Annotated in this window: 10 protein-coding genes; 8 read left to right on the forward strand and 2 right to left on the reverse strand. The window is 63.1% G+C overall.

The genetic code is table 11. The annotated features are described in order from the left end of the window. Positions 1 to 71: 71 nt before the first annotated feature. Positions 72 to 563, reverse strand: a complete 492-nt coding sequence (locus ABD283_RS00385) for a GNAT family N-acetyltransferase (RefSeq protein ID WP_129701112.1) — start codon at positions 561 to 563, stop codon at positions 72 to 74. Positions 564 to 1,297: 734 nt separating this feature from the next. Here ABD283_RS00385 and ABD283_RS00390 point away from each other — a divergent pair. After that, on the forward strand, positions 1,298 to 3,361 hold the full coding sequence (locus tag ABD283_RS00390) for an excinuclease ABC subunit UvrA (RefSeq protein ID WP_425552780.1): 2,064 nt from the start codon (positions 1,298 to 1,300) through the stop codon (positions 3,359 to 3,361). Positions 3,362 to 3,731: 370 nt separating this feature from the next. On the opposite strand, the gene ABD283_RS00395 is transcribed toward ABD283_RS00390, so the two are convergent. After that, complete coding sequence (locus ABD283_RS00395; protein ID WP_344223100.1) at positions 3,732 to 5,090, reverse strand: ApeA N-terminal domain 1-containing protein; 1,359 nt, start codon at positions 5,088 to 5,090, stop codon at positions 3,732 to 3,734. Positions 5,091 to 5,371: 281 nt separating this feature from the next. Here ABD283_RS00395 and ABD283_RS00400 point away from each other — a divergent pair, with 281 nt between their 5' ends. From ABD283_RS00400 to brxL, 7 genes are all read left to right on the forward strand, one after another. Next, positions 5,372 to 5,560 (forward strand): helix-turn-helix domain-containing protein, encoded by a 189-nt coding sequence (locus ABD283_RS00400; protein WP_344223101.1) that lies wholly within the window; start codon positions 5,372 to 5,374, stop codon positions 5,558 to 5,560. A gap of 232 nt (positions 5,561 to 5,792) precedes the next feature. Then, a complete protein-coding gene (locus ABD283_RS00405) occupies positions 5,793 to 6,443 on the forward strand; it encodes a hypothetical protein (protein WP_344223102.1) in 651 nt (216 codons plus the stop codon). Next, a complete protein-coding gene (locus tag ABD283_RS00410; RefSeq protein ID WP_344223103.1) occupies positions 6,440 to 6,997 on the forward strand; it encodes a BREX protein BrxB domain-containing protein in 558 nt (185 codons plus the stop codon). The genes ABD283_RS00405 and ABD283_RS00410 overlap by 4 nt, the downstream gene beginning before the upstream one ends. Then, positions 6,994 to 10,452 (forward strand): BREX system P-loop protein BrxC, encoded by a 3,459-nt coding sequence (gene brxC / locus ABD283_RS00415; protein ID WP_344223104.1) that lies wholly within the window; start codon positions 6,994 to 6,996, stop codon positions 10,450 to 10,452. The genes ABD283_RS00410 and brxC overlap by 4 nt, the downstream gene beginning before the upstream one ends. 2 nt (positions 10,453 to 10,454) lie before the next feature. Next, positions 10,455 to 13,640: a BREX-1 system adenine-specific DNA-methyltransferase PglX gene (locus tag ABD283_RS00420; protein WP_344223105.1), complete on the forward strand. Its 3,186-nt coding sequence runs from the start codon at positions 10,455 to 10,457 to the stop codon at positions 13,638 to 13,640. Continuing rightward, positions 13,637 to 15,970: a BREX-1 system phosphatase PglZ type B gene (pglZ, locus tag ABD283_RS00425; RefSeq protein ID WP_344223106.1), complete on the forward strand. Its 2,334-nt coding sequence runs from the start codon at positions 13,637 to 13,639 to the stop codon at positions 15,968 to 15,970. Before ABD283_RS00420 ends, pglZ begins: the two co-directional genes overlap by 4 nt. After that, positions 15,967 to 18,024, forward strand: coding sequence for a protease Lon-related BREX system protein BrxL (gene brxL, locus ABD283_RS00430; RefSeq protein ID WP_344223107.1), 2,058 nt, complete (start codon positions 15,967 to 15,969; stop codon positions 18,022 to 18,024). The genes pglZ and brxL overlap by 4 nt, the downstream gene beginning before the upstream one ends. Positions 18,025 to 18,335 lie beyond the last annotated feature (311 nt).

Below are 18,335 nucleotides of genomic sequence, written 5' to 3' on the forward strand. Positions count from 1 at the left end.
AACAATCTTATCGGGAGCGGGTTACGGCCCGGTAAATGAACACACCTTGTGCGCCGGTATGCCGCGGATTTTCAGCGCTGGGCAGGCCGCCACATGCCAATCGTCTCCACGGTGCCCCGACTTGGAATGCGACTGCGCTCCACGAACCCGAACTTCTCGTAGTACGACATGTTGGTCTCGGAAGAGGACTCGAGATAGGCGGGTGTCCCGGTGGCATCCGCGTCCGCCAGCCGGTGCCGGATCAGCGCGGATCCAGCGCCGCGGCCTCGGGCACGTTCCGTGGTGCCAATGGCCTTCAGGTACCAGTGGGGCACGAGCGGGCGGTGCTTGTCCGCGTTTTTATCGGTGATGGCAGCGTCCAGCATGCGTGAGCGGAAGATACTGAGGTAGGCGGGCAATTCCGGAGCCTGCGAAAAGAACCCCGGGTTCGTTCCCGGTGCTCCCCACTCGGAGACGCCCAGCAATTCACCGTTTGACGAGTCGATCGCCAGCCACACGTGCCCTCCGTACTTAAAGGTGTGCTTGAGCTGGACCTTAAAAATCTTGTACAGCTGGCTCGTCACGTCGCCGGAAGGCAATAGCCCGGTCGCGTAAGCATCCTTGGAAAAAGCATCCGCAAGAACCTTCGCGGCTCGGTCCAGGTCTGAGAGCGCAGCGGGTTGTACTTTGATGTCGGCTTTCGCCGTGTTCTGCTGGGGGGATGTGGTTGCTTCGGTTATTTAGCCCATAGCCCGTAGTTTAGTAGGGACACCTTAGTGTCACTTCTGCCCGGAGAGTTGGCCGAAGACACGAAACCCTAGGAGGACAGTTGGAATCGAGCGATGTAGTTCCCGGACATATCGCCGTACGCGGTGCCCGCGAACATAACCTGGATTCGCTCGATGTCGACATCCCCCGCGACACCGTGGTCGCGTTCACCGGAATCTCCGGATCGGGGAAATCCTCGCTCGCATTCGGCACGATCTACTCGCACTCCCGCCAGCGCTACCTCGAGTCGGTCTCGCCCTACGCACGCAGGCTCATCGATCAGGGATCCGCTCCGCACGTCCGGCTCATCAGCGGGCTCCCACCGGCCGTGGCCCTGCGCCAGCAACATGCGGGCAGCACCCGCTCGTCGGTCGGCACCGTGTCCCGGATTTCAAACGTGCTGCGTATGCTGTTCTCGCGGTCGGGCACCTACCCGGAGGGCTACCGTCCCGCGGACCTCGCGGGCACCTTCCCTCGCGACGCCGCTCCCCTGGATTCCGACAGCTTCTCCCCCAATACCGCCGTGGGTGCCTGCCGAGTGTGCTCGGGCATGGGGCGTCTCTTGCTGGTCGACCAGAACAAACTCGTCGGAGACCCCTCGCTGAGCATTGACGACGGCGCGATCGTCGCCTGGCCGGGCGCCTTCGGTGGCAAGAACAATCGGCGCATCCTCAGTGTGCTCGGCGTCGACATCAACGTGCCGTTCGAATCGTTGCCCACCGATACTCGCGAGTGGGTCCTCACTACCGATGAGCAACCCACCGTTCGCATCGGCGATCGCTACAACGGCACCTACATGAGCCCCAAGCGGTGGGTCGAGCACACCTTCGCGGATTCGCCGTCGGCCCGGATGCGCACCAAGGCGGCGTCGTTCATGACCGACCAGCTCTGCCCCACCTGCCACGGCAAGCGCCTCAATCCTGAAGCTCTGGCGGTCACGATCGCAGGCATGGATATCGCCGACGCCGCTCGCCTCCCCCTTGCCGATCTTTCCTCCTTCCTCGAAGACGCCCGTACCCACCCGGACACCGACGAGCTCTCCGTCGAACGCAACCAGGCTGCCCAAGCACTTATCGACGTCCTTCAGGACCACATCGCGACCATGATCGATATTGGACTGGGCTACCTCGAAACCGCTCGCCCCACGTCGACGCTCTCCAGCGGTGAGCTCAAGCGACTGCACCTGGCTACCCAGTTGCGCAGCGGACTGTTCGGGGTCTTGTACGTGCTCGACGAGCCCTCAGCGGGGCTCCATCCCTCCGACCTCGAACTGCTCCTCGGCGCGCTGAAGCGGCTCAAGGACGACGGCAACACGGTCTTCGTCGTTGAGCACAATGCTCAAATCATCCGCACGGCCGACTGGATCGTGGATCTCGGTCCGGGTGCGGGCCGCTACGGCGGGCGGGTGCTCTACAACGGGCCCTCGGACGGTCTCGCCGATGTGGAAGAGTCCGCCACCGCACGTTACCTCGGGCCCTCGGCCCCGCAGCCACCGGGACCGAAAACCTCGCGCGAGCTCACCGATTGGATCGAGCTGCAAGGCGTCACGGGGCACAATCTCTCCGGGGCTGACATCCGGTTGCCACTCGGCGCGTTCACTGCGATCAGTGGCGTTTCCGGATCGGGCAAGACCACTGTCCTCACGGCGCTCGCCAATGAGGTCAGATCGCGACTCGACACCGGGGACGTCCAGGCGGACGAGGAACGCAATCCTGACTCTGTTGAGGTCGCCGAACAGCTCGTCAACGGCGCTCCCGTCTGGGACCTGGGCAGCGAACAGATCGAGGCCGAGTCCACGTCCGGCTTGGACGCCTTCGACCGCATCATTATGGTCGACCAGCGTCCCATCGGGCGCACTTCCCGCTCGACCCTGGCCACCTACACCGGACTGTTCGACGGCGTCCGCAAGCTTTTCGCTGCGCAGCCCGGGGCCAAGAAGCGTGGCTTCGGCGCGGGTCGCTTTTCCTTCAACCAGCCAGAGGGCCGCTGCCCCACTTGTCTCGGCGACGGCGAGGTCAGCATCGAGTTGCTGTTCATGCCCACGGAGACCGCTCCGTGTCCTGATTGCCACGGCAAGCGGTACAACCCCGAAACCCTTGAAGTGACCTACCGCGACCATACGATCGCGGATGTGCTCGCCATGACCGTAGACGAGGCAGCTGACTTCCTCAGTGACGTGCCTAAGGCATCCGCTATCCTCACGCTGCTGCAGAACATCGGCCTTGGCTATGTCAGTTTGGGTCAGAGCGCACCCACTCTTTCTGGCGGCGAGGCCCAGCGAATCAAACTCGTCTCGGAGCTACACCGCTCCTCGCGCGGTCACAGCCTCTACATCCTGGATGAGCCAACGACCGGGCTTCATCCCGCTGATGCCGATCTCCTGATCGCTCAACTTCAATTGCTAGCGGATGCGGGCAACACCGTGGTCATCGCCGACCACGATCTGAGAACCCTCAGCGTCGTCGACTGGATCGTCGACATGGGTCCGGGTGCTGGTTCAGCCGGAGGATCCGTGGTGGCCACGGGAACTCCCTCCGAGCTGGCGACTCGCAAGGACAGCCGCACGGGGATCTACCTCGCGCGTCGTGCTGAGGCTTCCCAGGGCGCCGAGTAGATTCCATCAGAACCGCGGGCTTGCAAACCTAAGGCGAAATTTCCCGGGATAGCAAAAAAGGCCCCGGAACCGTTTACGGTTCCGAGGCCTAACTGCTTCCCTGGAGGGAAACGTTGGTCGGGCTGACAGGATTTGAACCTGCGACCCCTTGGAAAATCCCTGATCAGAGCGGGTTTTTCCGAAAATCTTGGATTGTCCCGGGTTCCCTAGTTTCGACTGGGAAGTAGACGTTTCGCCTCCTCCGAGTGTAGCCGGTTGGTGGCGGTGCTTGGTGGGCGATTGAGATGGGTTTCCGGTGGCTGGAGGCACGTTCGCTATATCCCTCTTACTGCTCGGAAACTTTTGCCGTTTCAGCGCGGCCAAGAAGACATTAGTCCAGAAGCTCTGTTATTCGACGCGACCGAGAATCATTGGCTAACGCCTGGCGCAGCCGTTCTTCCTGGACACCGAGACGGACGCCCACCCATGCTCTTACTACCTGAATCGCTTGGAGGTAAGCAACAAGTGCGTCATCCAAATCCGGCCGGACTCTATTGGCGTGCTTTGTACCGACGTACGTTCGCCGTAGACGTTCCGAAAAGTCTTTGCCGGGGAAGGGCAGCACCGCAGAGACACTATCTGCTACAACAGTCACGAGATCAGCGTAAGACTTCTTAGCGATCTGAGTCTTGCTCGCACCTGCCTCTTCCAGTAGATCGTGCCCCAACATCTCGAATCCAATACCTACTTGCGCGATATACGCTTCAATGGAAGCGCCCTCCAAATCGAGCAGTCCGATCAACGGCGAGAGACCTCGCTCGAACCTTTCGACAAGTCGAAGCCAGCGTCCGACCCCTCTTGCGCCGACATCTGAGAAACCGAATAGGAAATCGTTGAGCCGCAGTTTTGTGGGCGCACCCTCCAGTAGGTCGGTACGCCGCGTCAGCCCATCAAGCCATACATCGCCATGTTTTTTGCCGTCCATCGTTCGAATGCCGTCAACGGCGCTCATGGCTTCATGGCTTGCAAATTTTAGAGGTCTCCATGCAACTACGCGAAGTAGATTGCGTATAGAAAAGTGGATCTTCAAATGTGAATCCCAGTCAACCGGGCGCTTTACCTCGGTTTGGATTTGCAGACGCTCGCTGATCGTTGTCTCGTCAGGTGCGACTCCCTGTCCATAACGCCAATTGGCTCGAAACTCGGCGTTCATTCGTCGACTAACGCGAATGTTCGGTGGCGACTCTAGCTTGAAATCAACTGCCTTAACTCGCCCATCCTCAACCGTGCGTTCGGCCCTGAGCGACCGCAAGCCAACCCATGTCCCCAGACCTTCAATCTCTGAGCGAAGCCCATTGATGCGTTCAAAGGCGGGCCCCGACATCGCGCCGAGAACCGTGTAGTCAAAGCGCAGGCGCCCTTCACCAATGCCCATGCCACCCATCACACGCCTTGCCCCAGACATGCGGCTTCCGACAAGGCCGACTTTGCCGGCCGCATCGTAGTAACTCAATGAGGCCGGCGGTTCGTACCGGCGTTTCGTTCGATTGGGGTCGTCACCGAACATAATCCCTGAGGAAAACCAGTACGAATATGGGTCATCAGGCCCATCAAGAAACGGAACCGTCAGCTCAATGCCATCTTCGTGTCTTTCAAGCTTGACGGCGACGCGAGGTGTTTCCTTCAGCCCATCGATCATCAAGCCGATCCGTGACTGACCGACCTCGAATGCGTTGTCTTTCGCCGTCAACCTAACGCCTCAACTTCTCTTGGTGACCTTAAACCCACTCATTGCCGAGTCAGCCGAGTTCCCCATGCAATCTAACCGTTCTATCCCTGCTATGAAACTCTTAGGGTTATCCGGAGCACTGGAAAACGCCTTTCGCTGCATAGCTCTCAGAACATCTTGCTGACTGAAACCGGTATTCACCAAGCCACACTTGCTTACACCCAGAGAGACCCTACTCATATCGGGTTGCCCACGATAGCATTGATATGACTGCCCACTCAGGGCCGCAAGGGAGGATCTCTGTGACCGAGCCGTGGCTATCCGCAGACGACATCGCCGCCCACCTCGGGGTCACCAAAGACACCGTCTACACCTGGATCGCCGAGAAGGCCATGCCCGCCCACAAGGTCGGTCGCCTCTGGAAGTTCCAAGCCAGCGAGATCGACGACTGGGTGCGCCGAGGCGGAGCGACAGGAGACGACACCCCGTGAAGGCTCGAATGTCAGAGGTTCCTGCTGAGATGGGACCCGCGATGAAGTCCGTCGTGCGCCAGATTCGTAACGCCTCGCTCCGGACAGGTGACGCGATGTGCGTGTCGGGAAGGAGGACAACCGAGAAATGACGAGGTCTCGTGTCGCTGAGAGCGACTTTACGCTTGGCACGTTGCGGACGACCGCCAGTCATACGATTGGCGTTCCCCATCTGGTGGAGCTTCTCCGTGAGGTGCCGTCCGACGCGCCTGCCGAGCAGTATCGGCAAGCAGTGGTCGAAGGCAACGTCCTCGGGCGGCCAACTCTGGCCGGGCGGCAGCGTTCGTTCCGTCATCTGCGTGAGCTGTACTTCCTTGACCCGGGGCGAGCGGAGTTCACGGCCTTGCGGTATTTCTGGGACATCGACCCATCATCACGCCCACTCCTTGCGGGACTGTTGGCGGTCATCCGCGATGAGGTTCTTCGCGCGTCGTTTACTGCGATCGCGGACTTGCCTGCGGGTTCGGGCGTGACATCGGCGGACCTCACCGCCGCGGTCGCCGCGCAGTTCGGCAACGAGATGTCGGAGTCGACACTCGGTAAGACCGGCCGCAATACCGGAGCCTGTTGGACCCAGACCGGTCATCTCGCGGGTCGGGCCAAGAAAGTGCGCATCGACGTTGAAGCACAGCCGGCGGCCATCGCGTATGCGGCGTACCTGGGGCACCTCGCCGGCGGGCGAGGCCTCGGCGTACTTGACAATCCGTGGTCGCAGATCCTCGGCCTCGCCCCTGGGCGCTCCTTGGAGGCGTTGCGCGACGCGCACACGCAGGGACTCATCGACCTGCTCGTGGCGGGCAATGTCGTGGACGTAGCGTTCCCTGCCTTCGGAGGTCGCGCATGAGCCGCGTCTCCGATCTCGTCGACGCTTATAAGGCCGAGTTGTCCCTGGCATGGAAGGACAACATCTCGGGTGGTGAGCGCGTCTGGATGCTCGTCTACCCGCCTGACCTGGAACGCAAGATGCGGCACGCTCTGCCGAGCATCGAGTTGGCGACCACTCAGGCGGGTCGCGTGTGGGTCGTTCTCGACGTCACCGACGACTTCGGGCGCTGGCTGTCCGCTCACCGACACGCGCAGGCCTTCTATGAGGAACCGAGCGACCTCACTCAGTCGATCCTGGACCAGTTTGAGAAGACACTGGTCGCGCGCATCCGAGGGGCTCTCGAAGGAGCACCTGAGAATGCCGTCGTGGCCCTTGTCGGCATTGGCGCGATCTTCCCGTTCCTGCGGGCATCGAGCGTGATCAAGTCCATCGATTCCGCCGTGACTGGCCGCCTACTCGTCTTCTTCCCCGGGCTTCACGACCCGGAGACTCATTCATTCCGCTTGCTCGACGCGCGCGACGGGTTCAACTACCGTGCGCGCGTCATCGATCCGCAGAAGGACATCGCGTGACGACCAACAACGACCTGTTCATCCGGCCTCCGCTAAGCTTTGAGATTCCGAACGATGGTGTCACCAACGTCGACCGGCCCGAGGACTCCAACCAGTGGGATGTCCTGAAGTACGAGCTGGAGAGCTTCGTATGCGAGGGCGAGTACGAGCACGGACTCCAGCGCATCCTCGACTCCTACACCGGGCATCGGAATCGCACGACCCAGCCTGCCGTGTGGGTATCGGGCTTCTACGGCAGTGGTAAGTCCCACCTCGTCCGTGTACTCCAGCATCTGTGGGCGGACACGAAATTCCCGAACGGCGCGACCGCGCGCGGTCTGACGAACATCCCCCAGGGCATCCAGGACCAGTTGACGGAGCTGACAACACTCGGCCGACGCGACGGTGCCGCACCGTGGGCAGCAGCGGGCGCACTCGATCGCAGCGGCGACACCCTCAACTCGGTGTTCCTCTCCGTCGTCCTCGGGGCCGCAGGGCTGCCTACGCGCGTCGCGCCCGCCCAAGTCGCGCTGTGGCTCGCGGGCAACGGTCACCTCGATGCCGTTAGCGACCACGTTACGGCGAACGGAGGCGACCTCGTCGAGGAGTTGGGCGAGTACAACCTCAGCACGCGGCTCGCGGACGCGATCCTCGCGGTCGACCCCGCGTTCGCGTCGTCGGCTCGGGACGTACGCGCCGCGTTGCGCAACCAGTTCCCACCGGACACTCGCTCATTCTCCACGGACGAGACGATCGCGCTGCTCAAGAAGATTCTTGAGCACGTCGGTCATGGCCAGATCCCGCCGTCGCTGATTGTCCTCGACGAGGTGCAGCAATACATCAGTGGCGATGGCGGCCGGGCGATGGAGGTGCAGAACCTCGTCGAGTCGGTGTCGCGCGAACTGAACGGTCGTGTACTGCTGGTCGCCACGGGCCAACAAGAACTGACGGCTGATTCGACACTCCAGAAGATCCAGGACCGTTTCACCGTCAAGGTCGTGCTCAAGAACCAGGACGTCGATGCCGTTGTCCGCCGAGTACTTTTGAGTAAGGAGCCCGCCAAGAAGCCCGGTCTCGACAGCACGCTGTCCTCGGTCGCCGGGCAGATTTCCCGCCAGCTCATCGGCAGCAGGATTCAACACACTGCGGCGGACGACAAGGACCTCGCTGAGGATTACCCGCTGCTCCCTGTGCGCCGCCGGTTCTGGGAGAGCGTGCTCCGCCAGGCCGATGCCGGCCGCGCTGGTCAGCTGCGTTCCCAGCTCCGCATCGTGCATGAAGCGAACCGCAAGGTCGCTCCCAAGTCGGTGGGCACTGTGGTCGGCGCTGACTTCCTCTACGCGCAGAAGAACGAAGACCTCAACGGTGCGGGTCTCCTTCTCAAGGAGACGCAGACACTCATCCATGAGCAGGGGCAGAAGGACCCCCTGCGCGGCCGCATCCTCGGCCTCATCCACCTCATCGGTCTTCTCCCGACGTCGGGCCACGGCGACATCGGCGTCCGCGCGACGGCAGACCATCTCGTCGACCTCCTCGTCGAGGACCTCGCCCACGACGGGGACCGGCTCCGGCAGCAGGTGCCTGCGGTGCTCGAAGCGCTCGCCGAAGAGGGCGTCATTCAGCAGGATGGCGAGGAGTTCCGCCTTCAAACTAAGGCGGGCCGCGAGTGGGACGAGGCATTCCGCAGGCACCATGTTCAAGTCACGGACAGTGAGGTAAGCACAGATCGTGATTCGCTGTTGGTCACTGAGGTCGGTCGGTCGATACCCGCTTCGATCCAGCAGGGTCGTGCCAAAGAATCACGCAAACTTGCGCTGCATGCTGACGCCTCTCTCCCGCCGGAATCCGATGCGATCCCGATCTGGCTGCGCTCCGAGTGGGACGAGGGCATCACGGCGAAGCAGTTCGACGAGGCCGCACGCAGCCTCGGAGTTGACTCGCCGATCGTTCTCGTCCATCTTCCCCGGCTCCAGGCTCCCGCGTTCGTCGCGGCAGTCCGTAACAAGCTCGCAGCGCAGAGAGTGATCGACCAACAGGGAATCCCGCAGGACGACGAGGGTAAGCAGGCGCGAAGTGCGATGCAGACCCGACTCAACCGTGCAACCGACCAAGTGAACGCCCACGTCCGCGATGTCATCGGCAGGGCGAACGTACTCCTCGGGGGTGGGACTTCGCCGAGCGGCGTCAGCCTACGCGAGCGGATCGAGGCGGGCGCACAGTCCGCCACGACCCGCCTGTTCCCGCGGTTCTCCGAAGCTGACGACAACCGGTGGCCGCAGGTCATCGCGCGCGTGCGGAGCGGATCGGCTGCCGACGCGCTCAAGGCCGTCCAGCACGACGCCGACCCAGGGCAGCACAGCGTCGTAAGGGAAGTCCTCAGCCACGTCGGCCCGGCGGGCACGTCCGCGAGTGATGTCGAGAAGGCCGTGACATCGAAACCGCTCGGCTGGCCGCGCGACGCGCTCATGGCCTCCCTCGGAGTGCTCCTCGACACCGGAGTGATCCGTGCGACGCTCAACGGGAGCGACGCGACCACGGCCGATGTACTTAAGCAGACCCGCCTCGGCAACGTGCAACTCCGCCACGAGGTCACAGTGCTCAAACCCGCCGAGAAAATCCAGGCACGCCAGGTGCTGAGCAACCTCGGCTTCCCGGCCGACAACGATGGACTCGTCTCGGCCGTCGAACAGGCCGTCCAGTCGCTCGTCGACCGCGCGAAAGGCGTGAGCGGGCCCGCGCCGCTCCGTGACATCACAGTGCCAGGTAGCATCCAGGCGATCGTGAACGCTTCTGGAAACGATCGCGTGCACGCCATGCTGGCAGCGAAGAGTGACCTCACGAGCTTCAACGACCAACTCGGAGACCTGGAACGCAGGCTCAAGAGTCGCACGCTTTCGCTCCAACTGGCGCATTCGCTTGCATCCTCGGCCACGGGACTGGAGCCCGCGGCGGCGGCCCGTAAGCGGCTCGGCGCACTGGCCGCGAGCCGCGATCTCCTCAGCGAGGCCGATCCGGTCGCCCCGATCGTGAGGGAACTCGCCGAGGCACTCCGCGATGCTATCCACGAAGCAGCATTGGCGTTGCGTGACGCCCGAGCGACGGCTCTCGAAGGCCTCGAACAGCAGCCGGCATGGACAGCTCTCAGCGATGCGCAACGTGAGGCTGTTCTCAGGGAACACCATCTCGGGACCGAGGCGGAGCCCAACCTCGCAGATGCAACTTCCGTCCTGGCGGCGGCGCAAGCTCGGCCGCTACAGGGGTGGACCGCTGAACTCGATGCTATCCCGCAGCGGGCCTCGCGGGCGCTGGAAGCGGCTATTCAGCTGACGACACCCGCGGCCAAGATGACCACGGTGCGGGTTGTGGCGGCGAGCCTGGGCAGCGCCGACGAGGTAGAGCGGTACGTCGAGGCCCTGCGGGCGCAGCTACTCGACGCACTGAACAGCGGTAACGACACCGTGGTAGTGAAGGGGTGACCATGACGACGGCAACGACCAAGATCCTCAACTCCGACCAACGAAGCTTTCTCGACGCCCAGACGCAGCGCGCCCGCGATGCTGCACAACGCGCTGCCGAGGATGCTCTGCGCGCTCTCGCGGTCGCCGAGCCGAGCCGTCCGGACTACTTGAATGGCGAGCAGAACGAACTCCGGCTCGCGCTCCGCGATAAGGCACGGCAGCTCGGCGATGATAATGCACGAGCGGGTGCAGCGCTTACCAACCTGGTGCGAGATGTCGCCTACGAGCAGTGGCACCGCTTGCTGTTCGCGCGCTTCCTGGAAGTCAATGGCCTACTCCGGCATCCCGATTACCGCGATATCCCGTTGTCATTGGAAGACTGCGGCGATCTCGCGTCTGACCTTGGCGAGCCGGATGCCTGGGCCGTTGCCGCGCGGTTCGCCTCAGAGATTCTGCCCGGCGTGTTCCGCCTCACCGACCCCGCGGTACAAGTCCGGTTCGCAGCCGAACACCGAGCCGCGCTGGAGCGTCTCCTCCTCGACATTCCTTCCGAGGTCTTCACGACAGAGGACGCCCTCGGATGGGTGTATCAGTTCTGGCAGACGGCCGAGAAGAAGCGCGTCAACGAGTCAGGCGGCAAGATCGGCGGGGCGGACCTCTCGCCCGTCACGCAGCTTTTCACCGAGAACTACATGGTTCGATTCCTGTTGGAGAACTCTCTCGGAGCATGGTGGGCCGCTCGCCACCCCTCGTCGGCACTCCTTGACGGCTGGGTGTACCTGCGCCGCAACGACGACGGCACCCCTGCAGCGGGCTCGTTCAGTGACTGGCCTGACCGTGCTGCCTACGTGACGGTGATGGATCCCTGCTGCGGTTCCGGTCACTTTCTCGTCGCGATGTTCGGGATGCTGTGGCGCATGCGAGCCGAGGAGGAGGGCCTCACGCCGGCGGAGGCGCAAGATGCCGTCCTCCGCGACAATCTCCACGGCCTCGAACTCGACCCGCGCTGCACTCAGATCGCCACTTTCAACGTGGCTCTTGAAGCCTGGAAGCAGGGGGGCTTTCGAGAGTTGCCGGCACCTCAGATCGCCTGTTCGGGTGTGCCGGTTCGTTCGGCGCGGAGCGATTGGGAATCGTTCGCGGGTGAGGACAGCGAACTTCGGAAGGTCCTCGGCCATCTGCATTCCCTTTTCAGAGACGCTGACTCTCTAGGCTCCCTCATCGAGCCACGGCTCGACGGTCCTGAAGACGTGCTCTTTGGGAGCGATCTCAACATCGGTGCCAGTTGGGAGTCAGTTCGAGGAGCTCTTTCGCGCGCCCTTGCGGGCGAAGCCCAAGGGAATGCGGTCCTGGGATACGCTGCGGATGACATCATCCACGCTGCTGGGCTTCTGTCAGAGTCCTACACACTTGTAGCCACAAATCCGCCGTTCCTTTCTTCTGGAAAGCAGGCTGAGGTCGTCCAGAGCTTCACACAGCGTGCGGATCGGGTCGCAGCAGGGAACCTGGCCTACTCGATGCTCTCCCGATGGAGCGGAGCAACAACTCGAGCGTTCGTGATTCCGCAGAGTTGGCGCTATCAGACCAACTACTCGGCGTTTAGAAAGGCGAGACTCAGCCTTGACGGCCCAATATTCGTCGCCGCCCTCGGTGTGTCTGGGTTCTCGGCAACCATGTGGGACTTCCATACGGATCTGCTGGTCGAAGGGGGGCAGCGCACGGAGGCGGTCTCCGGGCTAGATGCCGCGGCCGGCAACTCACCTGCGGAGGTTGCCGCAATCCTCATCGCGGCACAACTTAGTGATACAACGCGGACGCAGCAGATGGCGAACACTGACCACCGGATCACGTTGACCACGTCCAAACCGCAGGCACCCCTGTCGGGCGTGGCTCCGGGTCTTCAAGGAATCAAGACCGGGGACGATGGCCGTTTCCGCCGTTACTTCTGGGAAGTCAGCGGAGTCGGTGGGCGTCGTTGGCGCCCGTTCTTGACCTCAGTTTCTGCGACTGAGTTCTATGCCGGACGGAGTTATGTCGTTGCTTGGGATGAGGGCCAAGGTCCGATGGCTCAAAGCCGCGGCTCCCGTATTGTCGGCAAGGCAGCATGGGGAAAACTGGGCGTTCTGGTCAGTCAGATGGGGAATCTGCCTGTGACGCTCTACACCGGAGAACTGTTCGACACTAACGCGTCACCGGTCGTCCCTTATGACGAGTCGTTGGTGCCGGCGCTATGGTACTTCCTGTCTTCCCCGGAGTATTCGGCGGCGGTTCGAGAAATTGATACATCCCTGAAGGTCACAAACGCGACTCTAGCGAAGGTTCCTTTCGAGATAGAACACTGGACGAAAGTGGCCGAACAGGAAGGGCCGTTGCCAGAGCCCTACTCGCCGAACCCAACTCAATGGCTATTCACGGGCGACGTTGTCGCCGCGACGCTGCCCCTCCAAGTGGCGATCGGGCGGCTACTTGGCTACACGTGGCCCCAGCAGGGTGCCGACGAGCTTGACCGCTTTGCAGATACCGATGGTGTTGCTGCCCTACAGCCACTGCCAAACGAACCTGATCTCGCCACACGGTTGCGCAAGCTGCTTGCAACGGCCTATGGCGACCAGTGGTCAAGTGGCTTGGAGCGGAAGCTCGTCACCGATGCCGGCGGTAAGAACGGTCGCTTGGAGGACTGGCTCCGAGACACGTTCTTCGCGCAGCACGTCAAGGCCTTCGGCAACCGACCGTTCCTGTGGCACATCTGGGATGGGCGCAAGGATGGGTTCTCAGCGATTGCGAACTACCACCAGCTTGACCGGCAGACGCTAGAGAAGTTGACCTTCACATCGCTCGGTGCCTGGATTGACCGGCAGAAGCATGAGGTGCGGGCGGAGCGAGCCGGTGCCGATGCCCGACTTGCCTCGGCTGAGGAACTTCAGCGCAAACTCAAGCTGATCCTCGAAGGCGCGCCGCCGTACGACATCTACGTGCGATGGAAGTCGATGGCTGAGCAGCCGATCGGCTGGGCGCCTGACCTCGACGACGGTGTCCGTCTCAACATTCGGCCGTTTATCACTGCTGGCGTGCTGCGCTCGAAGGTCAACGTGCACTGGAAGAAAGACCGCGGGACGAATCCCGACGGGTCGGAACGGCACAACGATTTGCACCCAACTCTTGAGGAGCGCCGTGCCGCCCGGCGCGAGGCGGGAGGTGCCGAATGACGCTCGTCCGTGCCGTCGTCGTCAAAGCACTCCGCGACGCTGCTGCTTTCAACGCAGGGGTGAGTTCGGCCCCAGCGACTGTTCTGTGGACCGACCCTGAGCGCACCTGGGAGCCGGTGATTCGCAGCCTCCAGGAGGCAGTGCCCATCTTGGTGCTCGGAGAGTACGACCCCGCAGCTGCACGAGGTCCGGCGCTTTGGCTTCGAGCCGTTCTCGCCTCGCCCGAGTCAGCGGAACTACCAGCACATCTTGCCGAACGAGACGAACGTAATCCGTGGGTGATCTACCTGCCTGGTGTCAGTCGAGGTTCCGTGATCGAGGCAGCGGCTCTCGATGACTCACTCGCGCCGCTGGCCGAGGTTGCGATCCGCTCGAACTGGTGGCCCTCCGCCCACGGCCAGACGCCATGGACGCCGCACTCGTTCCTTGCGTCGAAGCAGGGTGCGGGGCTCGACATCGCGAGCGACAGTGCGACGAAGGCGGCACTCGCTCAGGTGCTGGACAAACTCCTCTTCGAGGACATCGCCGATCTCAAACGTATGGGACGTCTCGACTCGTCTCGCCTGCACACCCTCGTGCTCGACGACACGGTGCGCACCCTCCTCGAATGGATGAACGACCCGGAATCCGTGAGGGCCTCGCTCGAAGGTGCGCAATGGCAGGCCCTTCTCGCCTCCTGCAAGTCCCTCTACGGCTTGAGCCCCGACAAGGACGGCGCGCTCACCGCAGCCAGCAAGCTCGGCGGCCGAACGGGCGAGTGGGGAGCTGTCTGGCAACGGTTTGCGGAGAACCCGAGCCGCTATCCGAACCTACCTGCCTTGCTCGACCAGGCGCGGCCCTCCGTGGTGCCGCTCTTTGGAGACATGGATCCACACCCCGACTCGTGGCCCTCGTGGAACCGCGACGAGGAGGACGCCATCAGGTCCGCGCTTGATGCATTGGGCACTCATCCCGACCCGCGTGGTCGCGTTGAAGAGCTCGCTGCCGCGCACACGTCGCGCGAGGAGAACGTCTGGGCTGCTCTCGGCCAGGCACCGCTTGCGAGGGCCGTCGGCCACCTCGCGGAACTAGCAGACCGTGTAGTGGCCGCCTCGACAGCAACCGACCTCAAGGCTCAGGTCGCCTGGTACAGCGACGAGGGCCACGTGATCGAGGACCTCGCGCTACGGACGATCGCGACGGCCAAGACCGCACAGGATAGGTCCGCTGTCGCTCACGCGCTCGGTGCGATTTACGACCCGTGGGTTGATCAGTCGGCACGAGCATTCCAGAAGGCCGCAGTTGGCGCCTACCGCGGCGAGACGGGCCTCGACGTAGCTGCCGGAACGTGCGTGGTCTACGTCGATGCACTGCGTTACGACCTGGCCACTCGTGTTGCTCGCCGTCTGTCGGGGCTGGCGGCGGTCGTGGAGCCGCGCCAGGCGGCTTTCCCCAGCGTCACGCCAACCGGCCAGCCGGCGGTGGCGCCAATCAAGATCAGCATGGCTGGCGGCGCTGCTTTCGACGCGGCCGACGATCAGGGGCGATCTGTGAAGGGTGCAGTGCTGCGGTCGTCCCTCGCTGGTGCGGAGGTGCAGTTCCTCGACTGGGACACCGCTCAGGTCGGCGACCCGGCCGGAACGGCCTGGACGCAGACGAACATGATCGACTCGCTGGGCCACTCGCACGGGCACCAGATGGCGGACCTCATCGACCATCACCTCGACCTCATCGCTGAGCGTGTTCGTGCACTGCTCGACGCAGGGTGGCGGAAGGTCGTCGTGGTCACCGATCACGGGTTCCTCTTGCCAGGCCAAGCAGCGCAGAAGGTCAACCTCCCGATACAAGTCACGGAAGGCGATGCTGCCCGTAAGCCGCGTGTGGCGCGGTTGAAGGCTGCCGCGGCGCGCCCGGACTTCCCGATCCTGCCCTGGACTTGGGACTCGTCCGTTGACATGGTCAGCGCACCGGGAGCTGCTGCATTTGAGTCGGGCTGCCTGTATGAGCACGGAGGGCTGAGCCTTCAGGAGTGCGTGATCCCCGTCGTCACTGTGACACGCGGCGATTCGACCGCTGCGCCCGCCCAGATTGAAGCTGTTCGATGGACCGGACAGCGCTGCCGCATCGACTACGGCCCTGCCGAAACCGAAGTGGTCGCCGAAGTTCGGCTTCGCCCAGCGGACGCATCGAGCGCCGTCGGTGGCCCGAAGTCGCCGACCGAGCCGGGCGAGGTCAAGGTGCTCGTCGACGAGGAACAGGCCCCTGCTGGGGCGAACGCATGGGTCGTGTTACTCGACCTGAACGGTGGAGTTCTAGCGCAAGCACAAACCACGGTAGGAGGCGTCGAGTGACCGACGCAATCACGCTCGACGAGATCGACACGACCGCAGCGTCGGCCTTCGAGGGGTACGTCGTTCGCAAGGATCTCGCCCAGCAGTTCAAGGGCGCGTATCCTGTCCCGACGTACGTCGGCGAGTTCCTTATCGGGCGCTACTGCGCCACGACCGACCCGGAGGAGATCGAGGAGGGGCTCCAGGTCGTGCGACGGCTGCTCGCCGACCGCACTGTGCGGGCAGGTGAAGAGGAGCTCTTCAAGTCGCGCGCGCGTGAGCGCATGACTGTCAAGCTCATCGATCTCGTCAAGGCCCGGCTCGATGCGAAGTCGAACGCCTACGTTGCCGAGTTGCCGAGCCTTGGACTCCGCGACGTGCGTATCGACGATGCCGTTGTCCGCGAGAACGAGCGCATGCTGACCGGTGGCTTCTACGCCGAGGTCGATCTGTTCTACGACGCCGCGATCGCTGACGAGAACAACGGCAAGCCCTTCGCTATCGGGTCGCTTCGCCCCATCCAGCTCTCAACCCGCGATTCGCTCTCGCGTCTGGCCGAAGGCCGCTCACGGTTCACTACGGAGCAGTGGAAGCACCTCCTACTTCGGTCAGTGGGCTTCGAACCTGCGCAACTCACCGAGCGCGAACAGGACGTGCTGTTGCTACGCATGGTCCCGTTCGTGCAGCGAAACTTCAACATGGTCGAACTAGGGCCTCGTGGCACCGGCAAGTCCCACCTATTCCAACAGGTCTCGCCCTACGCGCACTTGATTTCCGGCGGCAAGGCCACCGTTGCCCGGATGTTCGTCAACAACGCCACTGGACAACGCGGCCTCGTCGCGCAGTACGACGTCGTCTGCTTCGACGAAGTCTCCGGCGTCTCCTTCGACCAAAAGGACGGCGTCAACATCATGAAGGGCTACATGGAGTCGGGCGAGTTTTCCCGCGGCCGTGAGTCCATCCGTGCTGACGGTTCGATCATGTTGGTCGGGAACTTCGACGTGGATGTCGCCCACCAGCAGAGGATCGGCCACCTGCTCTCTCCGCTGCCCCCGGAGATGCGCGACGATACGGCGTTCATGGACCGCATCCACGCATACCTGCCCGGCTGGGATGTTCCGAAGCTCAACCCGACCTACTTCACTCACCACTTCGGACTCGTGAGTGACTTCCTTTCCGAGTGCTGGTCGCGCCTTCGTGACCAGTCGCGCCTTACCTCGATCCAGGGGCGGGTCAACTACTCCGATGCACTGTCGGGCCGAGACCTGTCGGCCGTCAACAAGACGGTAGATGGTCTACTCAAGCTCCTGTATCCCGACGCCGAAGCCGCGATCTCCGACGACGACCTCGAATGGGCGGTGCGCATCGCCCTGGAGTGCCGTCGTCGCGTCAAGGAACAGCAGCGCCGCATTGGCGCAGCAGAGTTCCGTAATACCCAGTTCGGCTACCGCCTCGGCGAGGGGGTGGAGCAGTTCGTCTCGACCCCCGAACTCGCGAGTCCCGACTCGATCGGCCTCGATCCGCTGCCCCCCGGCCAGGTGTGGGCGATCTCCGAGGGCGGCGGCGACGTCGGCCCGGGACTCTACCGAATCGAGGCGGCGGACACGCCCGGCTCTGGCGCACGCGGTCTACTCAACCAGGCCGCACCCGCCACGCTCCGGGAAAGCTTCAAGGTCGCAGAGCAGAACCTCATCGCCCAAGCGAGACAACTCGTAGGCGACCGCGACCCGCGCGAGCACAACCTCACCGCTCAGGTACGCGCGCTCGACGCGGCCAAGACCGGTGCTGGGCTCGGGCTGCCTATCCTCCTCGCACTGGCCTCAGCGATGCTCCAGAGGTCGATCCGCGGTGGCCTCATTGCGGTCGGGAACCTGTCGCTTGGCGGCGGTGTCGAGACCGTCTTGAACGCCGCGCAGCTCGCAGAGCACGCTATGGAGAAGGGCGCGACGGCGCTGCTGCTACCGGTGTCCGCCCGCCGTCAACTCCTCGATGTCAGCGACGAGGTCGCCACGAAGGTGTCATTCATCTTCTACAGCGACGCCCAGGATGCTCTCGTGAAGGCGCTCGACGAATAGGTTATTTCAGGACCACATCATCGAGCCCACGCGTCTGGCAGATCGCGGATGAGCGGTCCGAAACAAACTACGTGAATCGCTCGTCTCCTCGATCTGCCAGAGGCGTGGCAGCTTTGGGATCGGTTGATCGAGGGGGCGGGTGACTGGGGTCTGGGAGAAGCTGTGTACCTACCCATTGGAATGAGCACGAGCGGGAGGAGACTGTCATGCCCAGGTCAAGCTCTTGCGTGTTCGAAGTAGCCCTGGGCCGGACGGCCAAGCCTGCGGGAGTGACGGACAAGCTCACTCTCAACCGTCGTTCCAAAACCCGC

Origin of the sequence: Kocuria atrinae, assembly GCF_039531425.1 — a bacterium.
Taxonomy (GTDB): Bacteria; Actinomycetota; Actinomycetes; order Actinomycetales; family Micrococcaceae; genus Kocuria; species Kocuria atrinae.

What these genes read in the sequence shown, in the direction of transcription:
- ABD283_RS00410 (WP_344223103.1), top strand. Translation starts at nt 6,440, where the DNA reads ATGAGCCGCGTCTCCGATCTCGTCGACGCTTATAAGGCCGAGTTGTCC.
- pglZ (WP_344223106.1), top strand. Translation starts at nt 13,637, where the DNA reads ATGACGCTCGTCCGTGCCGTCGTCGTCAAAGCACTCCGCGACGCTGCT.
- ABD283_RS00420 (WP_344223105.1), top strand. Translation starts at nt 10,455, where the DNA reads ATGACGACGGCAACGACCAAGATCCTCAACTCCGACCAACGAAGCTTT.
- ABD283_RS00390 (WP_425552780.1), top strand. Translation starts at nt 1,298, where the DNA reads ATGGGGCGTCTCTTGCTGGTCGACCAGAACAAACTCGTCGGAGACCCC.